Source organism: Tolypothrix bouteillei VB521301, assembly GCF_000760695.4.
Classification (GTDB): domain Bacteria; phylum Cyanobacteriota; class Cyanobacteriia; order Cyanobacteriales; family Nostocaceae; genus Scytonema; species Scytonema bouteillei_A.
In genome coordinates this window covers 1,517,006-1,539,667 of record NZ_JHEG04000001.1, presented here as the reverse complement: position 1 = coordinate 1,539,667, position 22,662 = coordinate 1,517,006, and the positions used below count along the sequence as shown (strand labels likewise).

The window sequence follows — 22,662 nt, the reverse complement described above, 5'->3', positions numbered from 1 at the left end:
AAGGCTTTGATGAAAAATTGATAGTGAAAGTGTTCGAGCAAAATACAGCATAGACTCAGGAAAAATTTATCTAATTGCGATCGCACTCATCCAGTCATTAACTAACGAGCGATAACTTCAAACTCTAACAAACTTGAGTGCAACCCCATTCATACAGTAACGTTTCCCAGTAGGTGCAGGACCATCATCAAACACATGACCTAGATGTCCGCCACAACGACGACAATGCACTTCAACTCTGGTTATCAAAAGAGATTTGTCTGTGGATGTACCAATTGCATTCTCAATAGGTGCGTAAAAACTAGGCCAACCCGTACCACTGTCATATTTGGTTTCAGACGTAAATAAGGCTAGGTTGCAAGCAGCACATACATAAGTCCCTTTAGCATATTGCTTATTTAGTGAGCTAGTACCGGGGAATTCTGTTCCATGCTGTCGCAGTATGCGAAATTGTTCTGAAGTTAAAATCTTGCGCCATTCCTGGTCGGTTTTGGTGATTTCAAACTGATTCTTTTCAATTGCCATAGTTTTGGGTTTTTCTGATAAATAGTGAGATAACCATACAGTGCCAACTACCGCTGCACTACCTTGTAAAAAATACCGTTTCTTCATAATTTAGCTGTCACTCACTGTTAGTTGAATCGCTAGTAAGTAGATGGGTGTGAAAAAACCTAACTTTGTCAAGAAGTTGTTAGTTGTTTGAACAACTTTCACCTGGTTGTAGATGTATGGCGACTGTCATAGTAAGTTTGTGAGAAATGGTGTAAACAATCGCCGAATTTGTGTGTTTTATTTTATAACCTACGGGGAAGTAAGATTGATTTCTTGTCGCCCATACCTGAATACCGTTGACATCCAAACCAACTCATTCATAAAGCTTTCCAAACGGCGAGTATAAGTTTTTTTGTCAATTAAATGACCGGATTCATCAAACAAATTGTGGACGTTGCTAAAGTTAAGATCGTAGAAAATCGTCATCAGACCCAACTCACGCATCACAGGTAAAAGGTTTTGGATGACTCGCGTACCGCCAAAAGGTCCGGCTGAAACGCCGCACAAGCCAACGGCTTTATGGATGTATTCCTTAAGGCAAGTATCTAGTACGTGCTTGAGCAAACCCGGATAACCGTGGTTATATTCTGGCACAACGATAATTAATCCATCCGCCCGATCAACAGTACTGGAAAACTGAGGGTCCTTAACAGACTCACCTGCGTCATTGGTAGTAATTGGAATGTTACGAATATCAATCAGCTGCGTCTTTATATCATTTCGTACCGCAATCTGCTCGACAATAAATTTGGCTACATATTCGCTTTGGCGACCTTGACGGGAAGTACCTAAAATGACGGGAATAAATAGAGGGGTGTTTGTCATAATTCCTCTTCTGTGATTGATGCAATTTTGAACTTCTTGAGATAGTAAGGTATTTATTGCTCCTGATAGTTCCAAAGCAGTCCACCATCTACAAAAAAGGTACTACCTGTAATGTAGTCAGCATCAGAGGAAGCTAAGAACGCCACTAGGGAAGCGACATCTTGCGGTTTTCCGAGACGACCCAGAGGAATGTTCTGCAACAAAGCACTCAATTTTTTTGGGTCGTTCAATAGTTTGGTGTTAATGGGAGTTTCTATCGCCCCTGGTGCGACGTTGTTAATTGTAATCCCCAAAGAACCTAATTCAACTGCTAAGTTACGAGTCAACATCTTCACCCCTCCTTTGCTGGCGCAGTAAGCAGTGAAATTGGGAAATGGCAATTCCTCATGCACGGAACTGATATTGATGATTTTTCCAGTTCGTTTTGTTTCAATCAAATGTTGAACAAAGGCTTGAGTGGCAAAGAACACGCCCTTTAAATTGACATTCATAACAGCGTCATAGTCTGCTTCTGTCACGTTCCAAAATGGTGCGTGTTTTTCAATCCCAGCATTGTTAACCAGAACATCTAGTTTGCCAAAATGTTGAATACTTTCCGCTATAAGTTGGCGGACTTCCGATACACTTCCCAAATCTGCTTGCAGCGTGTAACCATGAGATTTAGGACACTGAGCCATATGACACCTACCGCCAATAGCCTCTACCTTGGCTAAGGTTTCTTCTGCTCCTTCTGGGTGAGAGCGGTAATTGATGACAACATCAGCTCCTTCTTGAGCAAGACGCAGAACAACTCCCTGTCCGATACCTTGACTGCTACCAGTGACTAAAGCAACTTTACCTTGTAGCTTCATAAATTTTTTCCTTGCGATCGTTGAGTTTTTGGTTATAACACTTTGCATTTTGAATTAACAAATTTTGGAGCAAAGAAGTTTTACCTAGACTGTATTTCATCCAAGTATCTGTTGACTTTTTTGTTTAAAATAGGGTGAATATTTAACTTTTTAAAGTAGCAGCACCAAAAGTAGCATTGAATTTGCGACACCAAATAACAACAGATTTGTAGTTAGCTAACTTAATGTTATTAGGAATCGTATAAGTTTGAGCACCGCTAAATTTTTTGAGAGGAGCAAGAACAATGTAATCTCCCTTTTTTAGGGGATAGGATGGCGGCTTAGTTGAACCTATTACATTTTCTGAACGATGTAAAATGACTACTAAATCAGGACCCATTTCTGAAGTTTTAAATGACTGCTCGAGATTCAGTACTGACTTACCGTTTTTATTGGTAATACGAGCTGTGCCTTGTGTTGTATGTTCTCCGGAAACAAATGTACCGGAAATTATGTTGGTTGTATTTGTAGACTTTGTCTGAGTTGATGCTACCGGGACTGCTTCATTTGCTGGAGCAGAACTTTGGGTTACATCATTCTTGGAAATTTCTGTTGTACAGCTAACCGTAACTGTGGTAAGTAGAATTAGTGTGAATACATATCCTAATTTCATAATTAAAATACCTCAAGATATTGATTATAGCAGTCCTAAATAAAATATAAGAATAAGAGTAAAGAGCGCTAATGGCTAATGGCTAATAGCTATTAGCCATTAGCCATTAGCTATTAGCTATTCAAATTTTTACAAATGATTTAGGATTGCTATAGTATTGGACTGTTGCCTTAAACTTTAAACTAATTATTGCTTGAAGAATTGGGTGAAAAATTATGATTGAGTAAGGATTGAGACTTAGAAAGCTGAAAGTTTGTCTAGAAGCTTCTCATAAATTTCTCAGCAAAATCTAAACTTTCGATATTGGAGCGATCGCCTGTTTTTTACGATTAAGATACTAATTCTCACAAAATCTTAAATTACCAAACACAGTCATTGCAAAGCTTAGATAGAGGACAGCAACCAACAAAAGTCTTAGTGGCAGTGCGGTCTTGGGCAAAGCCCAAGAGGAGCAATTGCTGAGGGTTTCCCCCCAACCTCACTTCGTGGGGACCCCTAAGCCCCCCGTTGAGCGATGTGGCGTTTGAGGAACGAAACCCAACATTTACAGGTATTTGTTGGGTTTGTTCAACGTACAAAAATTCTCAGCCCTTGCAGTATTGCTAATTGTCCATATTCTCTCAAATGTCGGACAGTCTCTTAAGAGAAATTGACTCAAGAGCTATCAGAAATCTTTCAAGAAATAACAGAGTGGTAGAGGCATAAATAATTTAATGCAATGCGTGACCGTATGCGACTGCAAGAGCCATCAAAGAACACTTTTTAAGTGAAAATCAATTTCTTTAAAGATGTTCGATCGCGGTTTTTCTTATTTATCATATTGCTTCTCAAAAAAGGCAAGTAACAAACTCAGTTACGTATTTCGCATCTCGATGAAAATCAATATGCAAGGTATTGTTAAACGATAACGAAAATCAAGCCTTCAGTTAATTGTCACACCATTTCCGGAAAAACAGCGAGGCTCCAAGGAGTTTTTCTTTCATACTTTTTCTACAAATTCCCTTGATGACTGTCTTACAGCCTTAACTTGTCATCAATGATTTACTATTTAATCAATTTACATTTCTTTATATAAAAGATCGTATTGATATTGCAAGATCTTAGAATTGATATAGTAGAATATCATTCAATTTATAGAAATATCCAGAGTTAATACCTGGAAAATTCACAATTTTTTATTTAACACAAATTTACTAAACCATGCAACAAGCATCCACGAGTAAAGCTGATGATGAAGATATGTTGTTGCAACAACCTTGGCAGCGCGAGCGGCAAATCATAGCAAGGCTGTCCTCATTGAACTACCGCACTGGTGAACTAGGCAGCTATTTGCATAATATTGCCTGCGGAGTTAGCGAACTCATTGGAGTAGATTGGACGGTTGTTACTTTTTGCAAAGAGGGATTTGAAACCATCCTAGCTAGTAGCCTGGAAATGGCTGAAGATGCACCTCGTATCTATACATTACACGGTCGATTGATTGCCACTGTTATTCAAAATGGTCGCTCGTTAGCTGTTAAGGATGCAGTGGCAAATCCAGAGTACGGCAGACCTGCATCAGGTTACAGAGCTTACTTGGGAATACCATTACAAACGACTGAAGGTCAAGTATTCGGTACGGTTTGCTCTTTTCACCAACAACCACGGGAATTCACACAAGAAGAAATCCAAGTTGTGGAACTGTTTGCAGAACGTGCAGCAACTGCGATCGACCACTATCATCTTTACCAAAAACAGTGTCAATTTAATCAACTGTTGGAAGTTGAAGTAGAAAAACGCACTGCTCAACTACAAGCAGCACAAGCCAAGCTTGTAGAACAGGAACGCTTGGTGGCAATTGGTGAATTTGCGGCGACAATCGTGCATGAAATTCGCAATCCCCTAACAACAATGATTATGGGATTGAAGTATTTTAAGAAAACTATTTTGGCTGAACCAGATCGAGAGCGATTATCGCTAGCGCTTGGCGAAGCGAGTCGTCTGGAAAATCTGCTCAGTGAAATTTTGCTCTATGCCAAGCCTCAAGTGCTTCAACTTCAAGAATTAGATGTGAATGAATTCGTTCGCGAGTTGCTTGTGTCAATTCGTGAAATGCCAGAAGCTCTATCACGGCAAATAGAATTTATTCCGGCGTTAGCTACAATCAAAATTTTGGGGGACAGAGATAAGCTAAAACAAGTGTTTATTAATATTGTTCGCAATGCCTGTGAAGCAGTCTCAGCAGGAGATGTGATTAAATGGCAAGTAGACAGTTCGGATCGAGGTAACCTCTGCATTAATGTATGCAATAATGGTGAACCTATTCCGCCAGATGTGCTCTCAAAACTAACACAGCCGTTTTTTTCTACGAAACCTAGCGGTACTGGGTTGGGACTTGCTATTACTAAACGTATCGTCAATGCTCATGGTGGAGAATTATCCATTCAATCTGACGCATTAATAGGAACTACAGTATGCGTTCAATTACCCATGGTTATTACTGGAGGTTGTGGAACCTCAGGCAAAGGGTAGCAATTGATAATTGCCATCAAGTGGGTGTTGCACTCGGACTGGTGGAGTTATCGAATGCTAAGAAAATCGCTAATTGCTAATAGCGTTGCCTGAAGAGCAATTAGCAGTTAGCGACTCAAGGAGCGCCGAAAATCCGAAAATTTTGTATTTTGTTTATACTTAACAACAATCATCCGTGTAATATATATCATCTATACGCTCGGATGAATATCTACCCCGGATGTTTTCGTTGAAAAATCTGCCAATGGAATCAGCCTCGTGTAAATCTTCCCAAGTCTCAGGCTCTACTCCAGAATATTGATAGACTGCTCCATTATAAAATTCGACCTGCAAAACCTGTTCGTGTGGGTCGTATCCTACGGCGCTAGCCATTGATGAACTTACAGTTAACATCTCTATTGATTCCGGTGATGGAGGAAGTGCAGGAGAGTCAGCAACGATCGCATTCAGTTGCTGCAGTCCTTCATAAGCTTGTATCGGTGCAGGAATGGCTACGCATTCAAACTCGTCGCCTCGATCGATCAACAATTGCAAGTACTCATCTGAGTGAGCGATCGCCACCAGGTTGCTCAAATCTATCTTAGACAGTTTCATTCCTAGTTTCTCTCCTGCTGATATAAGAAGGATGCTATTTTTTTAGTTAAAAGCGCAGTAATTTTTCGCTTTGTCAAACAATTTTTATAGTACAAGAGTACCACAAAAAGAGTCAGAGGTCAAGCTTTATCTGGAGAAATTATTGACGATACGAGTAACTTCTAACACTAGTGAAGATTTCAAAATAGCACAAGTGTCATAGAGTTTCTATCGTAAAATCCTCAAATGTGACTTGAAATCCCTCCCTTTCCGGTGAAGCGCACATCAGACCGACTTGCAGTGTTTCTACCTCAGTCAAATACGCCAACCGGAGCATAGTGTAATTTTGACCGTCAAATGAGTATTGCACCTCAACTGTGCCCCTTCTTCTGTACAAACGCAACCATAAAGAAGGAGGATTTTGCAATAATGGTACAACGGACCAGTCAGAATAATCTCTCGTGACAACTGCACTGACTTGCTGGACGCCATTTACAAATTCAATACCAGTCTTAATCCAAGTTTTTTCGTTTAACCTGACCATAATTCCTGCTTGGTCATACAAAACTTGGTAAAGTCCTGTGATTTTTACACTAATACAAAAATCTCCCGTAACCTCTTGATAATAAAAATTTCCGCTATCACGAATAAAACCATAATGGGTTACCCGCCAAAAATCTGTTTTGGCTCCAGAGGTAACACTAACAGTACCATTTTCATCTTTCCAAGAGAGCGGTTCGTTGTACCATTCCATAGAATCTATTTGGTAAATGTGAAATTCGTGGATTTTTATGCCTTTTGCAAGCAAGGACATTTTTGCAAAAACTCAGATGCTTTACGTTCTGCATCTGGATTGTCAATGTGTGCTGTTGTTGGTTGGATAGTACCATTAAACAAGTCATCCAAACCATAAGGTGTGAAAAATTGCCACTCCCCATCTGTATTGACGCGAACTCCTACTGCAGTAGCAGTGTGCAACCAATTTTTAATCCCATCTTCTGTACTGTCATATGTTTTGTCACCGGGACGCCAGCGAGCAAAACTAGCTTGGTTTTTAATATCAAATAGGTAATTGGGAAATTGTTCCGTCAGGATTGCTTTAGCAGCTAGTTCTTGAGAGCGATCGCCCTTCGCATCAAAAAAGGCAACATCAAAATCTTTAATAACCAACCGACAGTCTTCACCAAAAAGCTGTCTCCAAACAGTATTCCGCACAGCACCACCAGCCAGCCACCAGTTAGGAAGGTTAATTTGCGCGATCGCAGGTAATACGGTCCCAACAGGTGAATTCGCTAAGAGTGCTTGAAGGCGATCGGTACTCTTCATAAATTCGCAATCATCAAATTTTATATAAATATTAATTTATCCCTGTATCTAGTAAGCCTTCAGCGTTCAAGCATTGACCACTCAGGCTGAGTGTTAATGGCAAATACGGCGTTTGATCGACCATGCCAAGAAGGTTCGGTGTTGCGCTATGACAAAGTAGCCATGTTCCTCCCTCGACGCTTGGGACTGGCAAATCCCATTAAGTCATTTGTTGTTTTGCAGAATTCAACCTATCACTCGGACATTAATTCCCCACAAACGGAAAGTTAATATTATTTTAATTTGATATTTCTCTTCTAAAAATTTAGAGCGAACGCTTTATGAGAGTTTGTACAAGAATTTGAAAACGATAATATTTTATTAAAACAAGCGAAAAATGAATGGGTAACGATAGGGTAAATCCGGATTATCAAGGACTCTAACGATCGCAATCACTGGCATGATAATGCTAACGATCCCTAATATCACCAGTAATGGAATCCCAATTATAAAAATAGTTAATAGTAAAAAGATAAATGCATAAATGTAGAGATTTATGTGAAAATTAAGCGATTCTTTAGCATTGTCTTTCACAACTGTATCGTCAGTCGTTAACAAAATTCCTATAGGAATACCTACAGAGACAATGGTTGAGCTAAAAAATATTGCTCCGTGACAAAGGGCTGAAAAAAGTTTGCGCTGAGTCAGTCGATCCATATATTTGGAGAGCCAGGATTAAAGATGGCTGATTGCAAGGATTCTTCAATCTTAGCGCTTACTTGAGTAAACGGGATTACCTATTGCTACCACTTCTTATATATACTACAATATGCTACAGAAACTTGGAAGCCCTTTTTTGACCTTAGATTTTATGATTTTTCCTCCTTGGTAAGAAAAAAAATTTAACAAGCTTGTAGCTTTACACGCAAGGCAAAAGTTTTGTTCGTGGGTTCCCCCTCCAACAGCCAACCTGTTCGTAATTTTGCGTTGGTTGTCAAATTGAGAGGATGGGAGAATCACTTGATGTCGTTCAAAGATGGAAACAAAACTACCAGAACTGTAATTTTATTAACCGTTATCTTCCTGGCGATCGAATTCTTAGACGAGCTTGTAGATGGAGTCAGGGGTGCGGCTTGGCCCTCGATTCGCAATGACCTGCATCTTTCCTACGTGCAGGTTGGTATGCTGCTAACTATACCCAATACTATCAGTAGTCTGATAGAGCCGATTCTGGGAATATTGGGGGATATCGGTCAGCGACGACCGTTGATTTTAGGCGGAGGTATTGCTTTTGCGATCGCGTTGCTGCTCATTTCCTTTAGCCATAACTTTCCGTTATTATTAGTCGCGTTTGTCCTGTTTTATCCAGCATCTGGTTCCTTTGTCAGTCTTTCTGAAGCGACTTTGATGGATATTGAACCAAAACGCCACGAGCAAAATATGGCACGTTGGACCTTGGCTGGGTCCGTGGGAAATGTCATCGGACCATTAGCTTTAAGCGGTGCTATTGCATTACATCAAAGTTGGCGAAGTGTGTTTCTAGCATTGAGCGTGCTGACTGTCCTGACATTAGGAATGTTGTGGAAATTTCCGATTGCAACTCAAGCAACACTTTCGCCAATTAGCGAACCAAGGTACAGTTTCACTGATGGAATACACAATGCGATCGAGACGTTAAAACGACCACAAGTGCTGCGTTGGTTAACATTGCTAGAATTTTCAGATTTAATGCTGGATGTTTTGGGTAGCTTTTTGGCACTGTACTTTGTGGATATAGTCGGTTCTTCCAATACAAGGGCAACTTTTGCTGTATCAGTGTGGTTGGGAGTTGGCTTGCTTGGTGATTTTTTGCTGATTCCTTTACTAGAAAGAGTACGGGGATTAGATTATTTAAAGTTCAGTGCCGTCATTGTTTTGTGTCTTTACCCTATTTTTTTAGTTGTACCTAATATCAATGTCAAATTAATCATTCTTGGCGTTCTCGGTTTTTTCAATTCCGGTTGGTACTCAATTCTTCAAGGGCAGTTATATACAGCAATGCCCGGACAGAGTGGTACAGTCATGACGCTGCATAATTTGTTTGGTTTAGTAGGTGGTTTAATACCACTTGTACTTGGCTTAATTGCCCAAGAGTATGGTTTGTTATGGACTATGTGGCTATTGCTGGCAGCACCTGTAGCTTTGTTTATTGGGCTTTTGGCTCTTTAATCAATATCAAAATGCTAGTTTAACGTGAGTTCGACAGACCTCACATACTCCCGCTGCTGTAGAAAAAACAACGTTACAAGCGTGCTTTTGAAACCCCTCTCCTTGTTCGAGAGGGGTAAGGTTTTGTTTGACTTTATTAAACTCACCTCAAATTAAGGATTTTCAAATGAAAATCCTTTAGAAAAATCTGCCTTTAGAATCCTTACGGTGAATACCAATGACAGATGGGCGGGGTACGCCTGTTGCATTACCTTCACCACCATATTCGGTAGGAATATTGCTTGGCCAACTACTACCACGAGGGAGTGTACGTGTTTGGTTAAATAGCTTACCATCTAAATCCAGTAATTCGATAGTACGGCTAAGTTGAGTCCCATCGTTAATCGGCACGTTTTCACCGGGATGCTGTACGGAAATCACCAATGTATCGCCTACGAGAGTTGGTCCTGTCATCTCGCAACGGACTGGACCGTAAGCAAAGGGGATAACTTTTCCCGCATCAGGACCTTTGGTGGGAATGACAAACAACCAGTTGTTACCAAATACACCAGTAAAGGTAGAAACGTTACCAGTTGCTGTGTGGTTAATTGTGTTTGGAGTTGGATTAGCACCAAGACTAAAACCGTTGTGGGTGTCAGTAGACATATCTGTTACACCCCAAACGTTTCCTTTAGGATCGATGAGCAAGTTGTCTACGTTGGCAAAACCAGCGCCCAACTCAGAACCATCTTCCCCACCTTGTTTAAATCTCTCCCAACGGAAACTGGTACCTGTACCGTCTTCACTGTCTTCGATAATTTTGTAAAGCCCGCCAGATTGCTGGGTGGCATTGACAGCTGGGCTTAACTTAGCAACTTGAAAAATTCTCGAATCTGGATAACCGTCGCTTCCTGGCGCACCATCTGTGTAAGCAATAAATACTTCTTTGGTGTAAGGATGCACTTCTAAATCTTCAGGACGGGCTGTGGGGGTTCCTCCAGCTAAGTTAGCAGCTAAGAAAGCATCGCTAAGAATTGCACCTTGGCTGGTGTAGAAGTCAGAAAGCTTTTTATTTTGGTAGTCGGGTAAAGCAGTTGCTTCGTTTTTGCGATCGCAGTTAAAAGCACCACCATCTTCTGTTTGTTCAGCAATGCCTTTGCGTCTGGGTAATTTTAACAGACCGTCTCTTTGAGCGGCTCCTAAAGCGTCAAATTCTACAGAAGAAATAACTGATGGTCTAATAGGATTCGTTGGCGTGTCTGAGTTTATAGCAATCCATTGACCGGTACCATCTGGGTTAAAACGGGCAACATAGAGTGTTCCTGCTTCCCACAATTGGCTATTGCTCTTATCAGTCACTGAATCAATAGTCCCTTCACTGACAAACTTCCAAGTGTGTCCGCCACGTCTGTCATCGCCTAAATATGCAATTAACTTGTTGCCAGCTTCAGCACGATAACCAACATTTTCGTGGCGGAAACGACCCAACCAAGTATGTTTGCGCGGACGGAAGTGGGGATCTGCGGGATCGACCTCTACAATCCAACCGTATTTTTCTCCAACTAGACCAAAAGTTTCACCAACAGTTCCTTTAGTATAGCCTGTTTGTGTGCCATCAGGTTTGACTGATTCTGTTACACCGACAAAAAAATCTGTACCTCCTTGAAAGTTTTCTTCACCAGAGAGGATTGTACCCCAAGGAGTTGTTCCGCCAGAACAGTTATATGCCGTACCAATAATTCTATTACCCAATCCATCCGAACTGAGAGAAAAGACTTCACGTGCTGCAGGTCCAGTACCGAGCAAGTAATTCTCATCACCTTGTTGATAGCTCAAGCTACCCCAAGAAGTTATTTTTTCATATCCATCGCGACGTTCGCTGTTAATTCCCAACCCAGACAAACCGTGAAGGCGTCGGTTTTTGGCGTCTCCTTTAACAACTACAAAACGACCCTTGGAGTTTTCTCGGCGAATACGAACGATAGAACCACCGAGGTTGTATAAAAATTCTCCGTCTAAGGCAATGCCTCTTTCCGAAGGTAGCGAAAATCCGATGACATTTTCAAAGACTGTTGGGTATCCTGTTAAATTTGTAGGTGTCTCTGGTGCTAAGAAGGAAATGGGATAGCTTACGTACTCGTGATTCACCCATAAATAGCCTTCATCATTACTGCCATCAATAGGAATAAAACCAGTGTAGTCGCAGTTATAGCCGAAATATTCTTCTTTGTTAGGGAAAACGCGATCGCCCCAACTGACAATCACATAACGCTCGTACTCTGGAGGTACAACGACATCATCAATAACTTTGTAACTGGCTAGATTGAGATTGGAGCTATCCAGAACTTTTCCTTGACCGATAGACTCTGGCAAGAAACTGTTTTTGTCTTGATAAATTTCGAGAGGATGCGGCAAGCGTACAGGGGTAAAACTCAGAGAGCGCGGACCCCTGGCTTGTCCAACATGAGCAGCACCACCTAAAATTTGATCGATGGCTACAGCACCCGCAGTACCTGCAAAGAACAGCAGTATTTGTCTCCGACCCAACTTGGACATGATAGAAGTTTCCTCTTGAATTAAGTTTTCACCCTTATAAAATTTGTCTTATAAGGCAAGCAGCCAAAAACGATCCGAAATTTTCCAAAGCAAAACTTCCGGAAACTCTGGTTGTTTCCCAGCAAATTAAAAGCTAATTGCTGTTATACAAAATTCAGCTTTCACGAGACTGTAAAACTGAACCTGTGTACTATATACCCAAAAATGAATGTATGCTTTTTAGGTTAAGAAGAGATGATCTTATAATTAATAACTGATTTTTTTAGGGTTTTTTCTTGACAAAAAATAATTTATGGTGATGTGGTGGATCTATCTCTATAACTTTGTGACTGGATTTGAGAACCAAAAGTTTTATTTTTGATTCTTGTTCTTGCTTAATAGTTGATACCTCTCAAATCTCAAGAATTTATTTGTTAACGAGTACACCGGGGCGTAAATAAGCCAACTACTAGTAACAAACAAAAAGCTTACATTAAAAGCTTTTGCGCCTTCTCCCTTCATGTACCAGTTACAAGTTGGTGTCAAAACCCTGGAAAACAGAAAGTAACTTGACATTATACTGCTTAGATGGTATGGCAGTTTTGGAAAATAAGGAACAGGATTCTCAACAGTTAATGCTTAACAAGCATTTATAAAATAGATTGCTTTTCACGTTTGTTTGTGCAAAATTATAATAACTGTAAAATACGGTAAATCGACCGATTTTTTGTTAAACGCGCGATTCCCTCCCTGCTAGAAGATTATTATTAAGCGTAGGGTGGGCTAAAGCCCTACTGGCAAAAATCTACAAGCATTGGCACTGTTACACGGTAGTTGAGAGCAGACTGTAGTTTCGTTTAATTCAGCTTTGACGGAGACTGTAATGATGTGTATACACAGTCTTCAACAAAGTATAGTTTACTTCTTAAGGTGTGGAGACAATCGAGATGGCATCCGAACACAATTTTGAACGAGTTTCTTCCGACAAAATACAAAAACAAGGTGTAACGACTGAAAATCGCAAACCCTCATCCATGGGTCGTTTGAATAGACGTTCATTTCTTGGTCGTGCTGGTTTGTTAACAGCTACAGCAACTGGGATTGCGACAGGAATTATAACTTCACCTATTTCCTTTAAGAAAAGAGGAAATATCGTTTTGGCACAAACTACACTGGGACAGTATAGCTTTGACTATGAAGGTTTTAGTCAAAAAGCCTATCAAGTTCGTCTGCAAGCAGCAAAACTTGAACTTGATTTTGGCACTCCGCCGCATCCCACTAATGGAGATGAAGAACGTTATCCTAACAAAATTGCCACAGACACTAGAGGCTTACCACATGATGAGCGTGGAGAAGTTAAACTAGATGCTTATAATTCTTTAATTAAAGCACTCACAACCAAGAATCCTGACGATTTTGAAAACATCATCTTGGGTGGGGCTCGAAAATTAGTTAACCCTCAAGGACCGCTTGCACTGAGTTTGGAAGGTCTTAATGCTGCTCAAATAGCAATTCCAGTACCACCGACTGTAGATAGTGCAGAACAAGCTGCTGAGGCAGTTGAAATTTATTGGAAAGCTTTACTGCGTGAAGTTCCTCTGAATAAGCTTCAGGATAACACTGACGATGCTAAAGTTTTAGCTGCAGTTGAAGATTTGAACAAACTTTCAGAATTTAGAGGACCAAAACAGAATGGTTCTGTCACTCCTCAAACGTTGTTTCGGAGTAGTGTCATTTACGTCGATCCAAACGATCCTTCCGGTAAAACAACAAAACACGTTGTTCCACCTGGCGTTTCAGAAGGTCCTTATATCTCACAGTTTCTTTTGCGGCAAATTCCTTACAACACGCAATTTATCTCGCCTCTAATTCGGACTGCTCTTCCTGGCGATTTCCTTACTGATTATAACGAATGGTTGACTGTTCAGAATGGAGGGAGTTCTGGTAAATCCATTCAGTACGACCCAGTACGCCGTTACATCTTTACTGTCCGAGATTTAGCTGAGTACGCACACATTGGTGGAGCTTTATTCTTTGGAGCTTTCTTAATTCTCAGTGGTATTGGAGCACCATTAAACCCAGGCAATCCCTACCTTAATTCAAAAACCCAACAGGGTTCTGCTGCTACTCATGCAACAGCTCATTATCAAGCCTTACTTAACCTAGCTCCTTCACGAGCAATCAGAGCTAACTACTGGCAAAAGTTCTACGTACACCGTCGTTTAAGACCAGAAGCATACGGTGGATTGATTTATCATAAGCTAATTAACAAAGTTGACTATCCAATTCATTCGGAGATTTTAAATTCCAAAGCGTTAGCTCAGACCTTTAGCACCTTTGGTACCTATTTATTGCCTCAAGCTTATCCAGAAGGAGCACCATTCCATTCTTCCTACCCTGCTGGTTCAGCTTCTATAGCTGGTGTCCAAGTGACACTATTAAAAGCTTTCTTTGACGAAAACTTTGTCCTTCCCGATCCTGTCGTTCCCGATCCTAACGATCCTACAAAAGTAATTCCTTACAATGGACCAGCACTGACAGTCGGTGGCGAATTAAACAAGTTTGCATCTAACTACGTCATTGGTCGCAATCTGGGTGGTATCCATTGGCGATCGGATGGTGCCGCTGGCTTGGCTGTAGGAGAAGAAATTGCCATTAGTATTCTTCGAGATGAAAGACTGGGATACAACGAAAAATTTGATGGCTTCACCTTTACCAAGTTTGATGGTACAAAAGTGACAGTCTAATCTCGTATTTACAAAGTAATTTGCATACACCAAAAATACGATGAATTAGATAATTTATCGTATTTTTGCTTTTAGAACTAGTTAGCGACACGGTGATACTAAGGTGTATGGTTGAGGAATTAAAAAATTATATTGAGAACCAAGACCAACCAAAACAGGGCAGCAAACTTTTGTTAATATCTCCTTTATAGGGATAGTAATAATGAATATCAGTTCATTTTTCCTCAAAAATAGATGTCTCTCACCTGAATATGGTCAAAATTTCTTGCAATCAAGCTATCTCTAATTTTTACTGCTTATTACAAATCTCCGGACAATCAAAGCAACTAGGGAATACGTAGGTTATACGATAAGCAAGAAAGTATACCTATGCAAAAGAAAGGTATTGTTTCATACGTAAATGTTTCCAAAAGTTATTTAAAGCTCATTAGCTATTGGCTTAGGAGCTAGCTTTCACACTGTAATGTATGGTTACGGGCGGATAATTTTTTCTCTGTCCCGCGCAGGATATATACCGCGATGGATTTCCGTCACTAGTGAAAACCATACTCCTTACCGGGCATTAATTTTAGGTACAGTCGTCGGATTGTTATGTGTCATGGTCGTTGATGTAGCTAGTGATGCAGTGGACGCGGTGATTTTAAATATGGCTGTATTTGGTGCGCTCATTTCCTATATTCTTGCCATGCTCAGCTACATCAAGCTCAAGTTGAGTTATCTTAATTTATCAAAGCTTTATCAAAGCCCATTAGGGATTTATGGCGCAATTGTTGGGTCTATCCTGGCAATTTTTGCCTTGATTGCTTGTTACTTTGTACCTGCTTATCGAGCAGGTATTTGGGGAATTGTGATTGTTATGTTAATAGCAACTGTTTACTTTTTTTTATACAGCAGAAATCGATTAGTTGCTCAAGCACCTGAAGAAGTAGCAGCACTAAACAAGAAAATTTAACCAAGATTAATGAAAACTGCTTTTCAATCCTAACGTAGCTGGCTTTGGAGGAAGTTGAAATTTCTCTTCCTATTCAGAGGCGTCGGAAATTGCAAAATGAACGTGAAAAGTTTTTGAGATTTAATCAATTCACTCAGTATTGATACAATCAGTTTTACACGGCTCTGCGTCTTAGGACACGTCCAATCATGAGCGAACTGGTCTTTACTCCCGCTTATCAGCTTGCGCGGATGATTCGCGATCGCACTGTTTCTGCTGTCGAGGTTCTTGATGCGTACCTAACTCAGATTGCCAAACACAACTCGAAGTTGAATGCCATTTGCACGCTGGATGAAGACAATGCCCGTGCTAGAGCCAAGCTTGCTGATGAAGCTCTCGCTAGAGGTGAAAACTGGGGTGCTTTGCACGGTGTCTCCGTCACGATTAAAGATATTTTTGAAACAGCAGGGCTGCTCACTACAGCAGGTTACATTCCCCTGAAAGATTATATACCTCAACAAGATGCAACCGTCGTTGCGAGACTCAAAGCAGCAGGAGCAGTCATCCTTGGAAAAACAAACATGGCGGAACTGGCTGGCGATTACCAGAGCACAAATTCCCTGTTCCCACGGGTGAATAATCCTTGGAATTTGGACTACACTGCAGGCGGTAGTTCTGGGGGTAGTGCGGCAGCTGTCGCCGCAGGGCTGTCGCCGTTAGATTTAGGCAACGATATTGCAGGTTCAGTGCGTCAGCCCGCTCACTTCTGTGGCGTATATGGTTTAAAGCCTACCGATCGCCGCATTTCTACAGCAGGGCAGATTCCTGAAGTTCCTGGAATGCCGTTGTGTATTCGACAAATGATGACAGTAGGTTGTTTTGCACGAGCGCTTGAAGATATTCGGCTCTGCTTTTCGTTAATTGCAGGTGCAGATCCCCGACGCCCTGATGTTCCCCCAATTGGACTTGATACTCCCTCTGGTAAGTCTTTGCAGAATCTCAAAATTGCTTGGATAGATGAATGGGCGGAAGTTCCTGTTGCTTCTGAAATTCGAGCCGCAATGGCTGCGCTCTCACAAACTCTTTCTCAAGCTGGTGCCCAAATCGAACGTTGGCTTCCCAAAAACTTTGACATATCAGAAATACTGAACCTTTATGGGCGGATGGCAGCATATATCACTCTATACTCCCAACCAATCGATCGCCATAATATGCGGCGCAGTTTGGAGCTAATTTTCCGCACTGCTACCCAAGGCGACAAATCACTCCGGAAATTAGGGAATTTCAGCCGCTTACTTCCAGAATTGTTTAATCCCAGCCTAAAAGGATATTTTGAGGCCCTCACCGAGCGCGATCGCTTTACTACCCAGATGGATGAGGCATTGGAACCATGGGATGTCTGGCTTTGCCCAGTAGCAGCAACTCCTACCTTTACCCATCGTCCGTCTTGGAGTGCTGTTGACATCGATGGCAAACTCTATCCCTATGGTGTCGCTAACGGGGCTTACACCATGCCATTTAATCTTAGCGGACATCCTGCTGTGGTCATCCCCATCGGCCAAACTCAGAATGATTTGCCGATTGGAATCCAAATTGTTGGGAAGCGGTGGCGTGAGATGGAATTGTTAGCGATAGCGGCTGAGTTAGATCGAGTCATTGGTGCTTTCTCTTACCCATCTGGTTACTAATGCCAATTCTATATGAGGAAGCATAGAATTCAACTTGATTGCTGTGTCGTATTGCTATTTGAACTGCATAATAATTGCCAAAACCGATTTCATAATTATTTTGTCTGTAACTCTTAGATACTACTAGTTGCAAAAGTAAGTATGAATTGAGACTTAACAAATATCCTCTTAGGTTAAGAGAAGGTAATATAGTTATTAATAACTGCGTCTTTCTCTTTTCAAGTAACTAAAGAATAATATTTTATAGAATCTGAGACTAGTCTATGACGTTTTTTTTGATTCTATATCCAATGCTTCTGTCTTCCATCTTAAATTATTGGATAGTTGCTTTAGAATAGACAAGGCGATCCATTCTGAAAAAATTCTTCAGATAGTATGTTATATTGTTTACCAGTTTTCTTATTTTATCTTTAATAATGTATAATAACATACAAGCAAAAAAAATGCCATGCTACTTGGCAGGATGAGAGATCTGCCTTGACTTGAAGGGTAGACTAACAAAAAGGCGCAGCAGCGTACAAGTTGTTACTAATAAAAAGGTTGGGAAAGTTAGTCCATGTCTGTAAAAAATTTTGAAAAAGAATCATTTTATCGAGTGAAACGTTGGTGCGCTCACTTCTTAGCATCTGTGCCATTTTTGCTTACCTGTGCTGTTTTCTTGACTGTTATTTGTTGGAAAAGCCCGGTTTTACTGTTTTGCTTGCTTTTCATTGGTTTAGCAACAACAGTTATTCAGCAAATAGGGCAGCAGACACGTATATCCAGACATTGGCTAATTTTTTTACAAACTCTGGCGATCGCTGCAATTCTTAGCTTCTTTTGGATAGACTACTTCAGCGTTCCCGCCGCCGCCCAATTTTTTGGTAAAGCAGAAAATTTTTTCAAAAACAATTTAACTCAGGGGTCTCCACAAGGAAGTGGAACCGCCGCAGCAGTGAGCTTGGTGTTTAATGTTATACGAGCGCTTTACTTACTTTACATTGCTGTTGCTCTTATTGGCGTTGTGAATGCCGTTCGTAAAGATGAAGATTGGCAAGTCGTAGCCAGAACACCCCTATTGGTAGTTATTGCTGTTACCATTGCTGATGTGTTGACATCTTTTATCATTGGCTAAGTTTGAGAATGCGTTATGGCTGATGACCGAGACAAAGAATTTCGACCTGTCAACCAAATTCTGGGAAGCCAACCTTCCTTAGGACCAATTCCTGCCGATCAAATCTTTCCCTGGACGATAATTGCCCTTCTCTCCTACATGATTGTTAACGGTTTTTTTGGAGGTGCATTCCGAGATGAATGGCAAAAATGGTTGTGGACCATCTTAATTGCTGGATGGGGTATGGGAACTTGGTGGATATTAACGGGGGGCAGAAGTTGGCGGTTTTTGAGTAAGTTTATAGGTGTTCCGACCTGGACAAGAGGCACCGCTCGTTATAAAAGTTTTCTAGAGTCTCATTATGAAAGAAAAAATAGGAAAACAAAGCGTAGGCATCGCGGGTCGAGAAAGTAGACTCACACCTTTTGAAGATGCCTTACATTTAGCTACAATGCTACGTGTTGCGCTTGATGGTAGAGATATTGGTGCTTATATTTTGACAAAGGGCACTCAAAAAGATCGATTCTGCTTTGTTTTTGGCTTTGAATGCCAAGGTATTCATACTACATTAACCACAGATCAAATCGAGACAATTTGCCATAATATTGAGGTTGGTTTAAAAGATATCCCTGGGGAAGAAAGAATTACCTTTCACATGGGGTCTTTTAGTTCCGATAAACAGCGACAACAAGAACTGGCTTCTCTGATAAAACGCGCTCCAACACCTGATATAAAATATTTGCTCATGGCGGAACGGGCTCGTATTAAAGAACTGACTCGTGCTGGAATCCGCAAACCAAAATTTCTCCGGGTTTATGTAACGTACACTGTTGAACCAAGTGCGACAGCAACGAATGATTGGATAGAAAAACTGTTAGCGAGAGGCGAACAGTGGTGGTTAAAATTCAAAGGTGATTTTGTAGATGTCAGAAACGAGCAAACTGAAGCTACGATCGCGACTGCTTATAAAGAAGGGTTTCGGCGCTGGGAGCAACTTCTCTCCAATCAAATGGGATTGAATATTAAGCCTTTGAATGCTGTCGAGCTTTGGCAGGAAATTTGGAGGCGATTTAATGACACCCAGCCCATAAATATTCCTCAGTTGCTAATCTTAGATGAAAATGGACTGCACGAACAAGTTTATTCGGACTTAGCAAGTACTAAATTACTGATAGATAATCTCCACAGTACAACACTGCTGATGGAGTCTAGCATACCATGCGCCGATCGCCGTTGGGTTCATGTTAACAATAACTACGTTGGCGTGATGACATTTTTGGAAAAACCCGGCGGGTGGCAGAATAAATCTGCTCAATTGCGCTATTTATGGGAACTACTTGCAAGAGAAACAGTTGTTGATACAGAAATTTTTTGTCAGTTGAGTGCTGCTAACCCCGCTTTAGTAAAAACAACTTTGCAAAGGGTTTTGAAGCAGTCGAATATAACAGCACTGACGGCGCAAGAAAAAAGCAAAACAATTGATGTCAACGCTCAATTAAAGCTGAGGAAATCGGTAGCGGCGCAAGAGCAATTGTATGAAGGAGCCGTACCGATTTATACATCTGTAGCTATTCTAGTCCATCGGCCAAATCTGGAAAAATTAGACGAGGCGACAAAGTATATAGAAAGTTGTTTTCAACGTCCGGCGCAAGTCGTGAGAGAAACAGAATATGCTTGGAAAATTTGGCTGCAAACACTACCTATAGTGTGGGAAGGGTTGCTAGCAAAACCTTTCAACCGACGCCAGCTTTATTTAACTAGCGAAGTGCAAGGATTAATGCCTTTAACTCTAACGAAAGCAGGCGATAAACGAGGCTTTGAATTGATAGCAGAAGAAGGGGGAACACCCGTTCATTTAGATTTGTTTAACCAGCATAAAAATTTGGCGCTGTTTGCGACAACTCGCGCTGGTAAATCGGTATTGGTATCCGGTATTTTAACTCAAGCTTTAGCGCACAATATTCCTGTAGTAGCCTTGGATTATCCCAAACCCGATGGGACTTCTACCTTTACCGACTATACAGAATTCATGGGAAGGAAGGGGGCGTATTTTGATATTTCCAAACAATCGAATAATTTGTTTGAACAGCCAGATTTGCGATCGCTTTCTCGAGACGAACAGCGCGATCGCATGCTTGATTATGTAGGATTCCTAGAATCAGCTCTCATGACCATGATTTTAGGCTCATCATCTGAAAATCAACTTTTAACACAAACAGTGCGCTCCATTCTCAATTTAGCTTTAGGAGCTTTCTTTACTGATGAAGGTATCAAACAGCGCTATCGAGAAGCTATAGAAGAGGGCTTTGGCTCCCAAGCATGGCAAAAAACCCCTACCTTACAAGATTTTCTCGTATTTTGCTCTCCGGAACACCTACAGCTAGATTCTATAGGAGGTAGAGTTGAGGATGCACTCAATCAAATTCATCTGCGCTTGCGGTTTTGGCTTTCAAGCCGAGTAGGACAAGCAATTTCCGCGCCCTCTAGCTTCCCCACCGATGCACCCCTTTTGGTTTTTGCTCTGAGAAACCTCTCCGATAATGAAGATGCTGCAATACTCTCCTTAAGTGCATATTCAGCAGCATTGCGACGCGCCTTAAGCAGTCCATCTTCAATATTCTTTATTGATGAAGCTCCAATTCTCTTTGAATTCGAGCAAATTGCCAGCTTGGTAGGAAGAATCTGTGCCAACGGAGCCAAAGCGGGTATTAGGGTTATTTTATCAGCACAAGACCCAGATACCATTGCCAAATCCAAAGCATCTTCTAAAATTTTGCAAAACCTATCAACGCGATTAATTGGTCGCATCCAACCAGTAGCTGTTGATAGTTTCACGAGTATTTTAAAATATCCTCGAGAAATTATTGTTCGCAATGCCTCAGAAAGTTTTTTCCCTCGCAAAGAGGGCGTTTACAGCCAATGGTTGTTAGATGACAATGGAATTTATACTTTCTGTCGTTATTATCCCGGATTTGAACAATTGGCAGTTGTGGCTAATAACCCTCACGAACAATCGGCACGTACAGAAACTATGCAGCGCTACAGTGATAAGTATGAAGCAATTTCTGTGTTTGCACGCCAGTTAGTCGCTTCACTAAGGGGATCTTAAGAATGCGGGCAAAATACAGATCGGTCACGATAAGATCTCTCTTCCTTAACCTCTATTTCTACAAATTTATGAAAAAAACTATCCTTTTTGCTTCTTGCTTGGCATTAATAGGAATATTACCAGCTATGGCACAATTCTCCCAACCATCTTTGGGGAAAGTTTGGCTGGATTTTCAAGAGTATGCTAAAGATTTACAGTCTTACTTGGGAAATGAAACATATCCCGGCAATAATTATGATAATATTCCCAACCCCTCAAGAGTTGTAGAATCAGAGATTAAAGCAGCGATCGATTATTCGGCATCCAATTATATTCAAGAAGGTAGAATACCGAACCCAATTGCCGCAGGAAACCGCTTTCGAGAACAAATATTTGACAATACTTCAGGCACTTTTGAGAATAATCCAGGGGTACAAGCAACAATAGCTGCTAATGAAATTACCCGCCAATTGACTCTCGGCGTTGTGGACAGCATTTTGGGTGAACGCGGACAAGAACGGTCAAAAGCAAAGTTAGAAAGTACAGAAAATTCCGTTGAAACTATTGAGAAAGCTGTCGAAAATGCTGAAGAAAGTAAAAGCATCCTAGATCAAATTGTCACCTCTGCTTGTCAAGCTGTAAGCACTGCTACTAATGGTGCTACTGGTGGTGCTGCTAGTAATGCTACCAATTGTGCAAATGTAACTCAAGCAAACATACAGTTACAAAACCTCATCATTCAGCGCGAGCAATCCAAAATACTTGGGGAAACTTTGGGGCTAACAATACAAGGAAATCAGTTTCAGCAATATTCAAATTTGAATCTGGCAAATATTTCCCAGCAGATGGAAGAAGCAAATCGTGCTAGAAGAGTTGATGCATCTGCAGAGGCGGCGCAACTTTTGAGAGCAACTTCTCAAGCTGATTTGCTAGGAGTTAGAAGTCAGGTTTCATCAACAGTCACTGATGACCAATGATCCATGAATCTCCATACTCTCCTGTCAGCTTGAGCCTGGGTAGAGGGAACGAGAGGAAAACTACGATCCATGTGAGACAGAACCTTGCTTGAGACATTATTCTTAGGTTCTAGCTGGGAAAGAGAGGACAAGAGGAATCAGAGGAGT

18 protein-coding genes are annotated in these 22,662 nt (G+C 41.1%); 9 read left to right on the top strand and 9 right to left on the bottom strand.

What is annotated here, in order from left to right; all coding sequences use genetic code 11:
* Positions 1 to 117 precede the first annotated feature (117 nt).
* The 4 genes from msrB to HC643_RS06070 form a co-directional block, all read right to left on the bottom strand.
* The gene (msrB, locus tag HC643_RS06085) at positions 118 to 612 is read right to left on the bottom strand and encodes a peptide-methionine (R)-S-oxide reductase MsrB (RefSeq protein WP_038084850.1); all 495 of its coding nucleotides are present in this window, start codon (positions 610 to 612) and stop codon (positions 118 to 120) included.
* A 189-nt stretch (positions 613 to 801) separates the two neighbouring features.
* Complete coding sequence (locus HC643_RS06080; RefSeq protein WP_038084854.1) at positions 802 to 1,377, bottom strand: NADPH-dependent FMN reductase; 576 nt, start codon at positions 1,375 to 1,377, stop codon at positions 802 to 804.
* Positions 1,378 to 1,430: 53 nt separating this feature from the next.
* Positions 1,431 to 2,228, bottom strand: a complete 798-nt coding sequence (locus tag HC643_RS06075) for an SDR family NAD(P)-dependent oxidoreductase (protein WP_038084856.1) — start codon at positions 2,226 to 2,228, stop codon at positions 1,431 to 1,433.
* A 142-nt stretch (positions 2,229 to 2,370) separates the two neighbouring features.
* Positions 2,371 to 2,880, bottom strand: a complete 510-nt coding sequence (locus tag HC643_RS06070; RefSeq protein ID WP_038084859.1) for a DM13 domain-containing protein — start codon at positions 2,878 to 2,880, stop codon at positions 2,371 to 2,373.
* Positions 2,881 to 4,080: 1,200 nt separating this feature from the next.
* Between HC643_RS06070 and HC643_RS06065 the strand changes: the two genes are divergently transcribed.
* The gene (locus HC643_RS06065; RefSeq protein ID WP_082051808.1) at positions 4,081 to 5,391 is read left to right on the top strand and encodes a GAF domain-containing sensor histidine kinase; all 1,311 of its coding nucleotides are present in this window, start codon (positions 4,081 to 4,083) and stop codon (positions 5,389 to 5,391) included.
* A gap of 159 nt (positions 5,392 to 5,550) precedes the next feature.
* Here HC643_RS06065 and HC643_RS06060 read toward each other — a convergent pair whose 3' ends face one another.
* The 4 genes from HC643_RS06060 to HC643_RS06045 form a co-directional block, all read right to left on the bottom strand.
* Positions 5,551 to 5,985: a KTSC domain-containing protein gene (locus HC643_RS06060; RefSeq protein WP_038084861.1), complete on the bottom strand. Its 435-nt coding sequence runs from the start codon at positions 5,983 to 5,985 to the stop codon at positions 5,551 to 5,553.
* A 196-nt stretch (positions 5,986 to 6,181) separates the two neighbouring features.
* Complete coding sequence (locus HC643_RS06055) at positions 6,182 to 6,718, bottom strand: DUF1349 domain-containing protein (RefSeq protein WP_038084964.1); 537 nt, start codon at positions 6,716 to 6,718, stop codon at positions 6,182 to 6,184.
* A gap of 35 nt (positions 6,719 to 6,753) precedes the next feature.
* Positions 6,754 to 7,290, bottom strand: coding sequence for a nucleotidyltransferase family protein (locus HC643_RS06050; RefSeq protein WP_038084864.1), 537 nt, complete (start codon positions 7,288 to 7,290; stop codon positions 6,754 to 6,756).
* 360 nt (positions 7,291 to 7,650) lie between these two features.
* Positions 7,651 to 7,986: a DUF4870 domain-containing protein gene (locus HC643_RS06045; RefSeq protein WP_038084867.1), complete on the bottom strand. Its 336-nt coding sequence runs from the start codon at positions 7,984 to 7,986 to the stop codon at positions 7,651 to 7,653.
* 306 nt (positions 7,987 to 8,292) lie between these two features.
* Here HC643_RS06045 and HC643_RS06040 point away from each other — a divergent pair, with 306 nt between their 5' ends.
* The gene (locus tag HC643_RS06040; RefSeq protein ID WP_038084966.1) at positions 8,293 to 9,477 is read left to right on the top strand and encodes an MFS transporter; all 1,185 of its coding nucleotides are present in this window, start codon (positions 8,293 to 8,295) and stop codon (positions 9,475 to 9,477) included.
* A 177-nt stretch (positions 9,478 to 9,654) separates the two neighbouring features.
* On the opposite strand, the gene HC643_RS06035 is transcribed toward HC643_RS06040, so the two are convergent.
* Complete coding sequence (locus HC643_RS06035) at positions 9,655 to 12,012, bottom strand: PhoX family protein (protein WP_038084869.1); 2,358 nt, start codon at positions 12,010 to 12,012, stop codon at positions 9,655 to 9,657.
* 926 nt (positions 12,013 to 12,938) lie between these two features.
* Between HC643_RS06035 and HC643_RS06030 the strand changes: the two genes are divergently transcribed.
* The 7 genes from HC643_RS06030 to HC643_RS06000 all read left to right on the top strand — a co-directional run bounded on the left by HC643_RS06030 (position 12,939) and on the right by HC643_RS06000 (position 22,515).
* The gene (locus HC643_RS06030) at positions 12,939 to 14,738 is read left to right on the top strand and encodes a vanadium-dependent haloperoxidase (protein WP_038084872.1); all 1,800 of its coding nucleotides are present in this window, start codon (positions 12,939 to 12,941) and stop codon (positions 14,736 to 14,738) included.
* Between the two features lie 433 nt (positions 14,739 to 15,171).
* A complete protein-coding gene (locus tag HC643_RS06025; protein ID WP_272900263.1) occupies positions 15,172 to 15,690 on the top strand; it encodes an amino acid permease in 519 nt (172 codons plus the stop codon).
* A 188-nt stretch (positions 15,691 to 15,878) separates the two neighbouring features.
* Positions 15,879 to 17,357, top strand: a complete 1,479-nt coding sequence (locus HC643_RS06020; RefSeq protein ID WP_050046374.1) for an amidase — start codon at positions 15,879 to 15,881, stop codon at positions 17,355 to 17,357.
* Between the two features lie 556 nt (positions 17,358 to 17,913).
* Positions 17,914 to 18,471 (top strand): hypothetical protein, encoded by a 558-nt coding sequence (locus HC643_RS06015; protein ID WP_038084875.1) that lies wholly within the window; start codon positions 17,914 to 17,916, stop codon positions 18,469 to 18,471.
* A 15-nt stretch (positions 18,472 to 18,486) separates the two neighbouring features.
* On the top strand, positions 18,487 to 18,864 hold the full coding sequence (locus tag HC643_RS06010; RefSeq protein WP_050046375.1) for a hypothetical protein: 378 nt from the start codon (positions 18,487 to 18,489) through the stop codon (positions 18,862 to 18,864).
* Positions 18,812 to 21,559 carry a hypothetical protein gene (locus tag HC643_RS06005; RefSeq protein WP_038084878.1) on the top strand — a complete coding sequence of 916 codons (2,748 nt, stop codon included), beginning with the start codon at positions 18,812 to 18,814 and terminating at the stop codon, positions 21,557 to 21,559. Before HC643_RS06010 ends, HC643_RS06005 begins: the two co-directional genes overlap by 53 nt.
* 68 nt (positions 21,560 to 21,627) lie before the next feature.
* The gene (locus tag HC643_RS06000; protein ID WP_038084881.1) at positions 21,628 to 22,515 is read left to right on the top strand and encodes a hypothetical protein; all 888 of its coding nucleotides are present in this window, start codon (positions 21,628 to 21,630) and stop codon (positions 22,513 to 22,515) included.
* Positions 22,516 to 22,662 lie beyond the last annotated feature (147 nt).

Excerpts from the sequence above, each read along its gene's own strand:
- msrB (WP_038084850.1), bottom strand. The coding sequence starts at position 612 with ATGAAGAAACGGTATTTTTTACAAGGTAGTGCAGCGGTAGTTGGCACT.
- HC643_RS06080 (WP_038084854.1), bottom strand. The coding sequence starts at position 1,377 with ATGACAAACACCCCTCTATTTATTCCCGTCATTTTAGGTACTTCCCGT.
- HC643_RS06075 (WP_038084856.1), bottom strand. The coding sequence starts at position 2,228 with ATGAAGCTACAAGGTAAAGTTGCTTTAGTCACTGGTAGCAGTCAAGGT.
- HC643_RS06070 (WP_038084859.1), bottom strand. The coding sequence starts at position 2,880 with ATGAAATTAGGATATGTATTCACACTAATTCTACTTACCACAGTTACG.
- HC643_RS06065 (WP_082051808.1), top strand. The coding sequence starts at position 4,081 with ATGCAACAAGCATCCACGAGTAAAGCTGATGATGAAGATATGTTGTTG.
- HC643_RS06060 (WP_038084861.1), bottom strand. The coding sequence starts at position 5,985 with ATGAAACTGTCTAAGATAGATTTGAGCAACCTGGTGGCGATCGCTCAC.
- HC643_RS06055 (WP_038084964.1), bottom strand. The coding sequence starts at position 6,718 with ATGGAATGGTACAACGAACCGCTCTCTTGGAAAGATGAAAATGGTACT.
- HC643_RS06050 (WP_038084864.1), bottom strand. The coding sequence starts at position 7,290 with ATGAAGAGTACCGATCGCCTTCAAGCACTCTTAGCGAATTCACCTGTT.
- HC643_RS06045 (WP_038084867.1), bottom strand. The coding sequence starts at position 7,986 with ATGGATCGACTGACTCAGCGCAAACTTTTTTCAGCCCTTTGTCACGGA.
- HC643_RS06040 (WP_038084966.1), top strand. The coding sequence starts at position 8,293 with ATGTCGTTCAAAGATGGAAACAAAACTACCAGAACTGTAATTTTATTA.
- HC643_RS06035 (WP_038084869.1), bottom strand. The coding sequence starts at position 12,012 with ATGTCCAAGTTGGGTCGGAGACAAATACTGCTGTTCTTTGCAGGTACT.
- HC643_RS06030 (WP_038084872.1), top strand. The coding sequence starts at position 12,939 with ATGGCATCCGAACACAATTTTGAACGAGTTTCTTCCGACAAAATACAA.
- HC643_RS06020 (WP_050046374.1), top strand. The coding sequence starts at position 15,879 with ATGAGCGAACTGGTCTTTACTCCCGCTTATCAGCTTGCGCGGATGATT.
- HC643_RS06015 (WP_038084875.1), top strand. The coding sequence starts at position 17,914 with ATGTCTGTAAAAAATTTTGAAAAAGAATCATTTTATCGAGTGAAACGT.
- HC643_RS06010 (WP_050046375.1), top strand. The coding sequence starts at position 18,487 with ATGGCTGATGACCGAGACAAAGAATTTCGACCTGTCAACCAAATTCTG.
- HC643_RS06005 (WP_038084878.1), top strand. The coding sequence starts at position 18,812 with ATGAAAGAAAAAATAGGAAAACAAAGCGTAGGCATCGCGGGTCGAGAA.
- HC643_RS06000 (WP_038084881.1), top strand. The coding sequence starts at position 21,628 with ATGAAAAAAACTATCCTTTTTGCTTCTTGCTTGGCATTAATAGGAATA.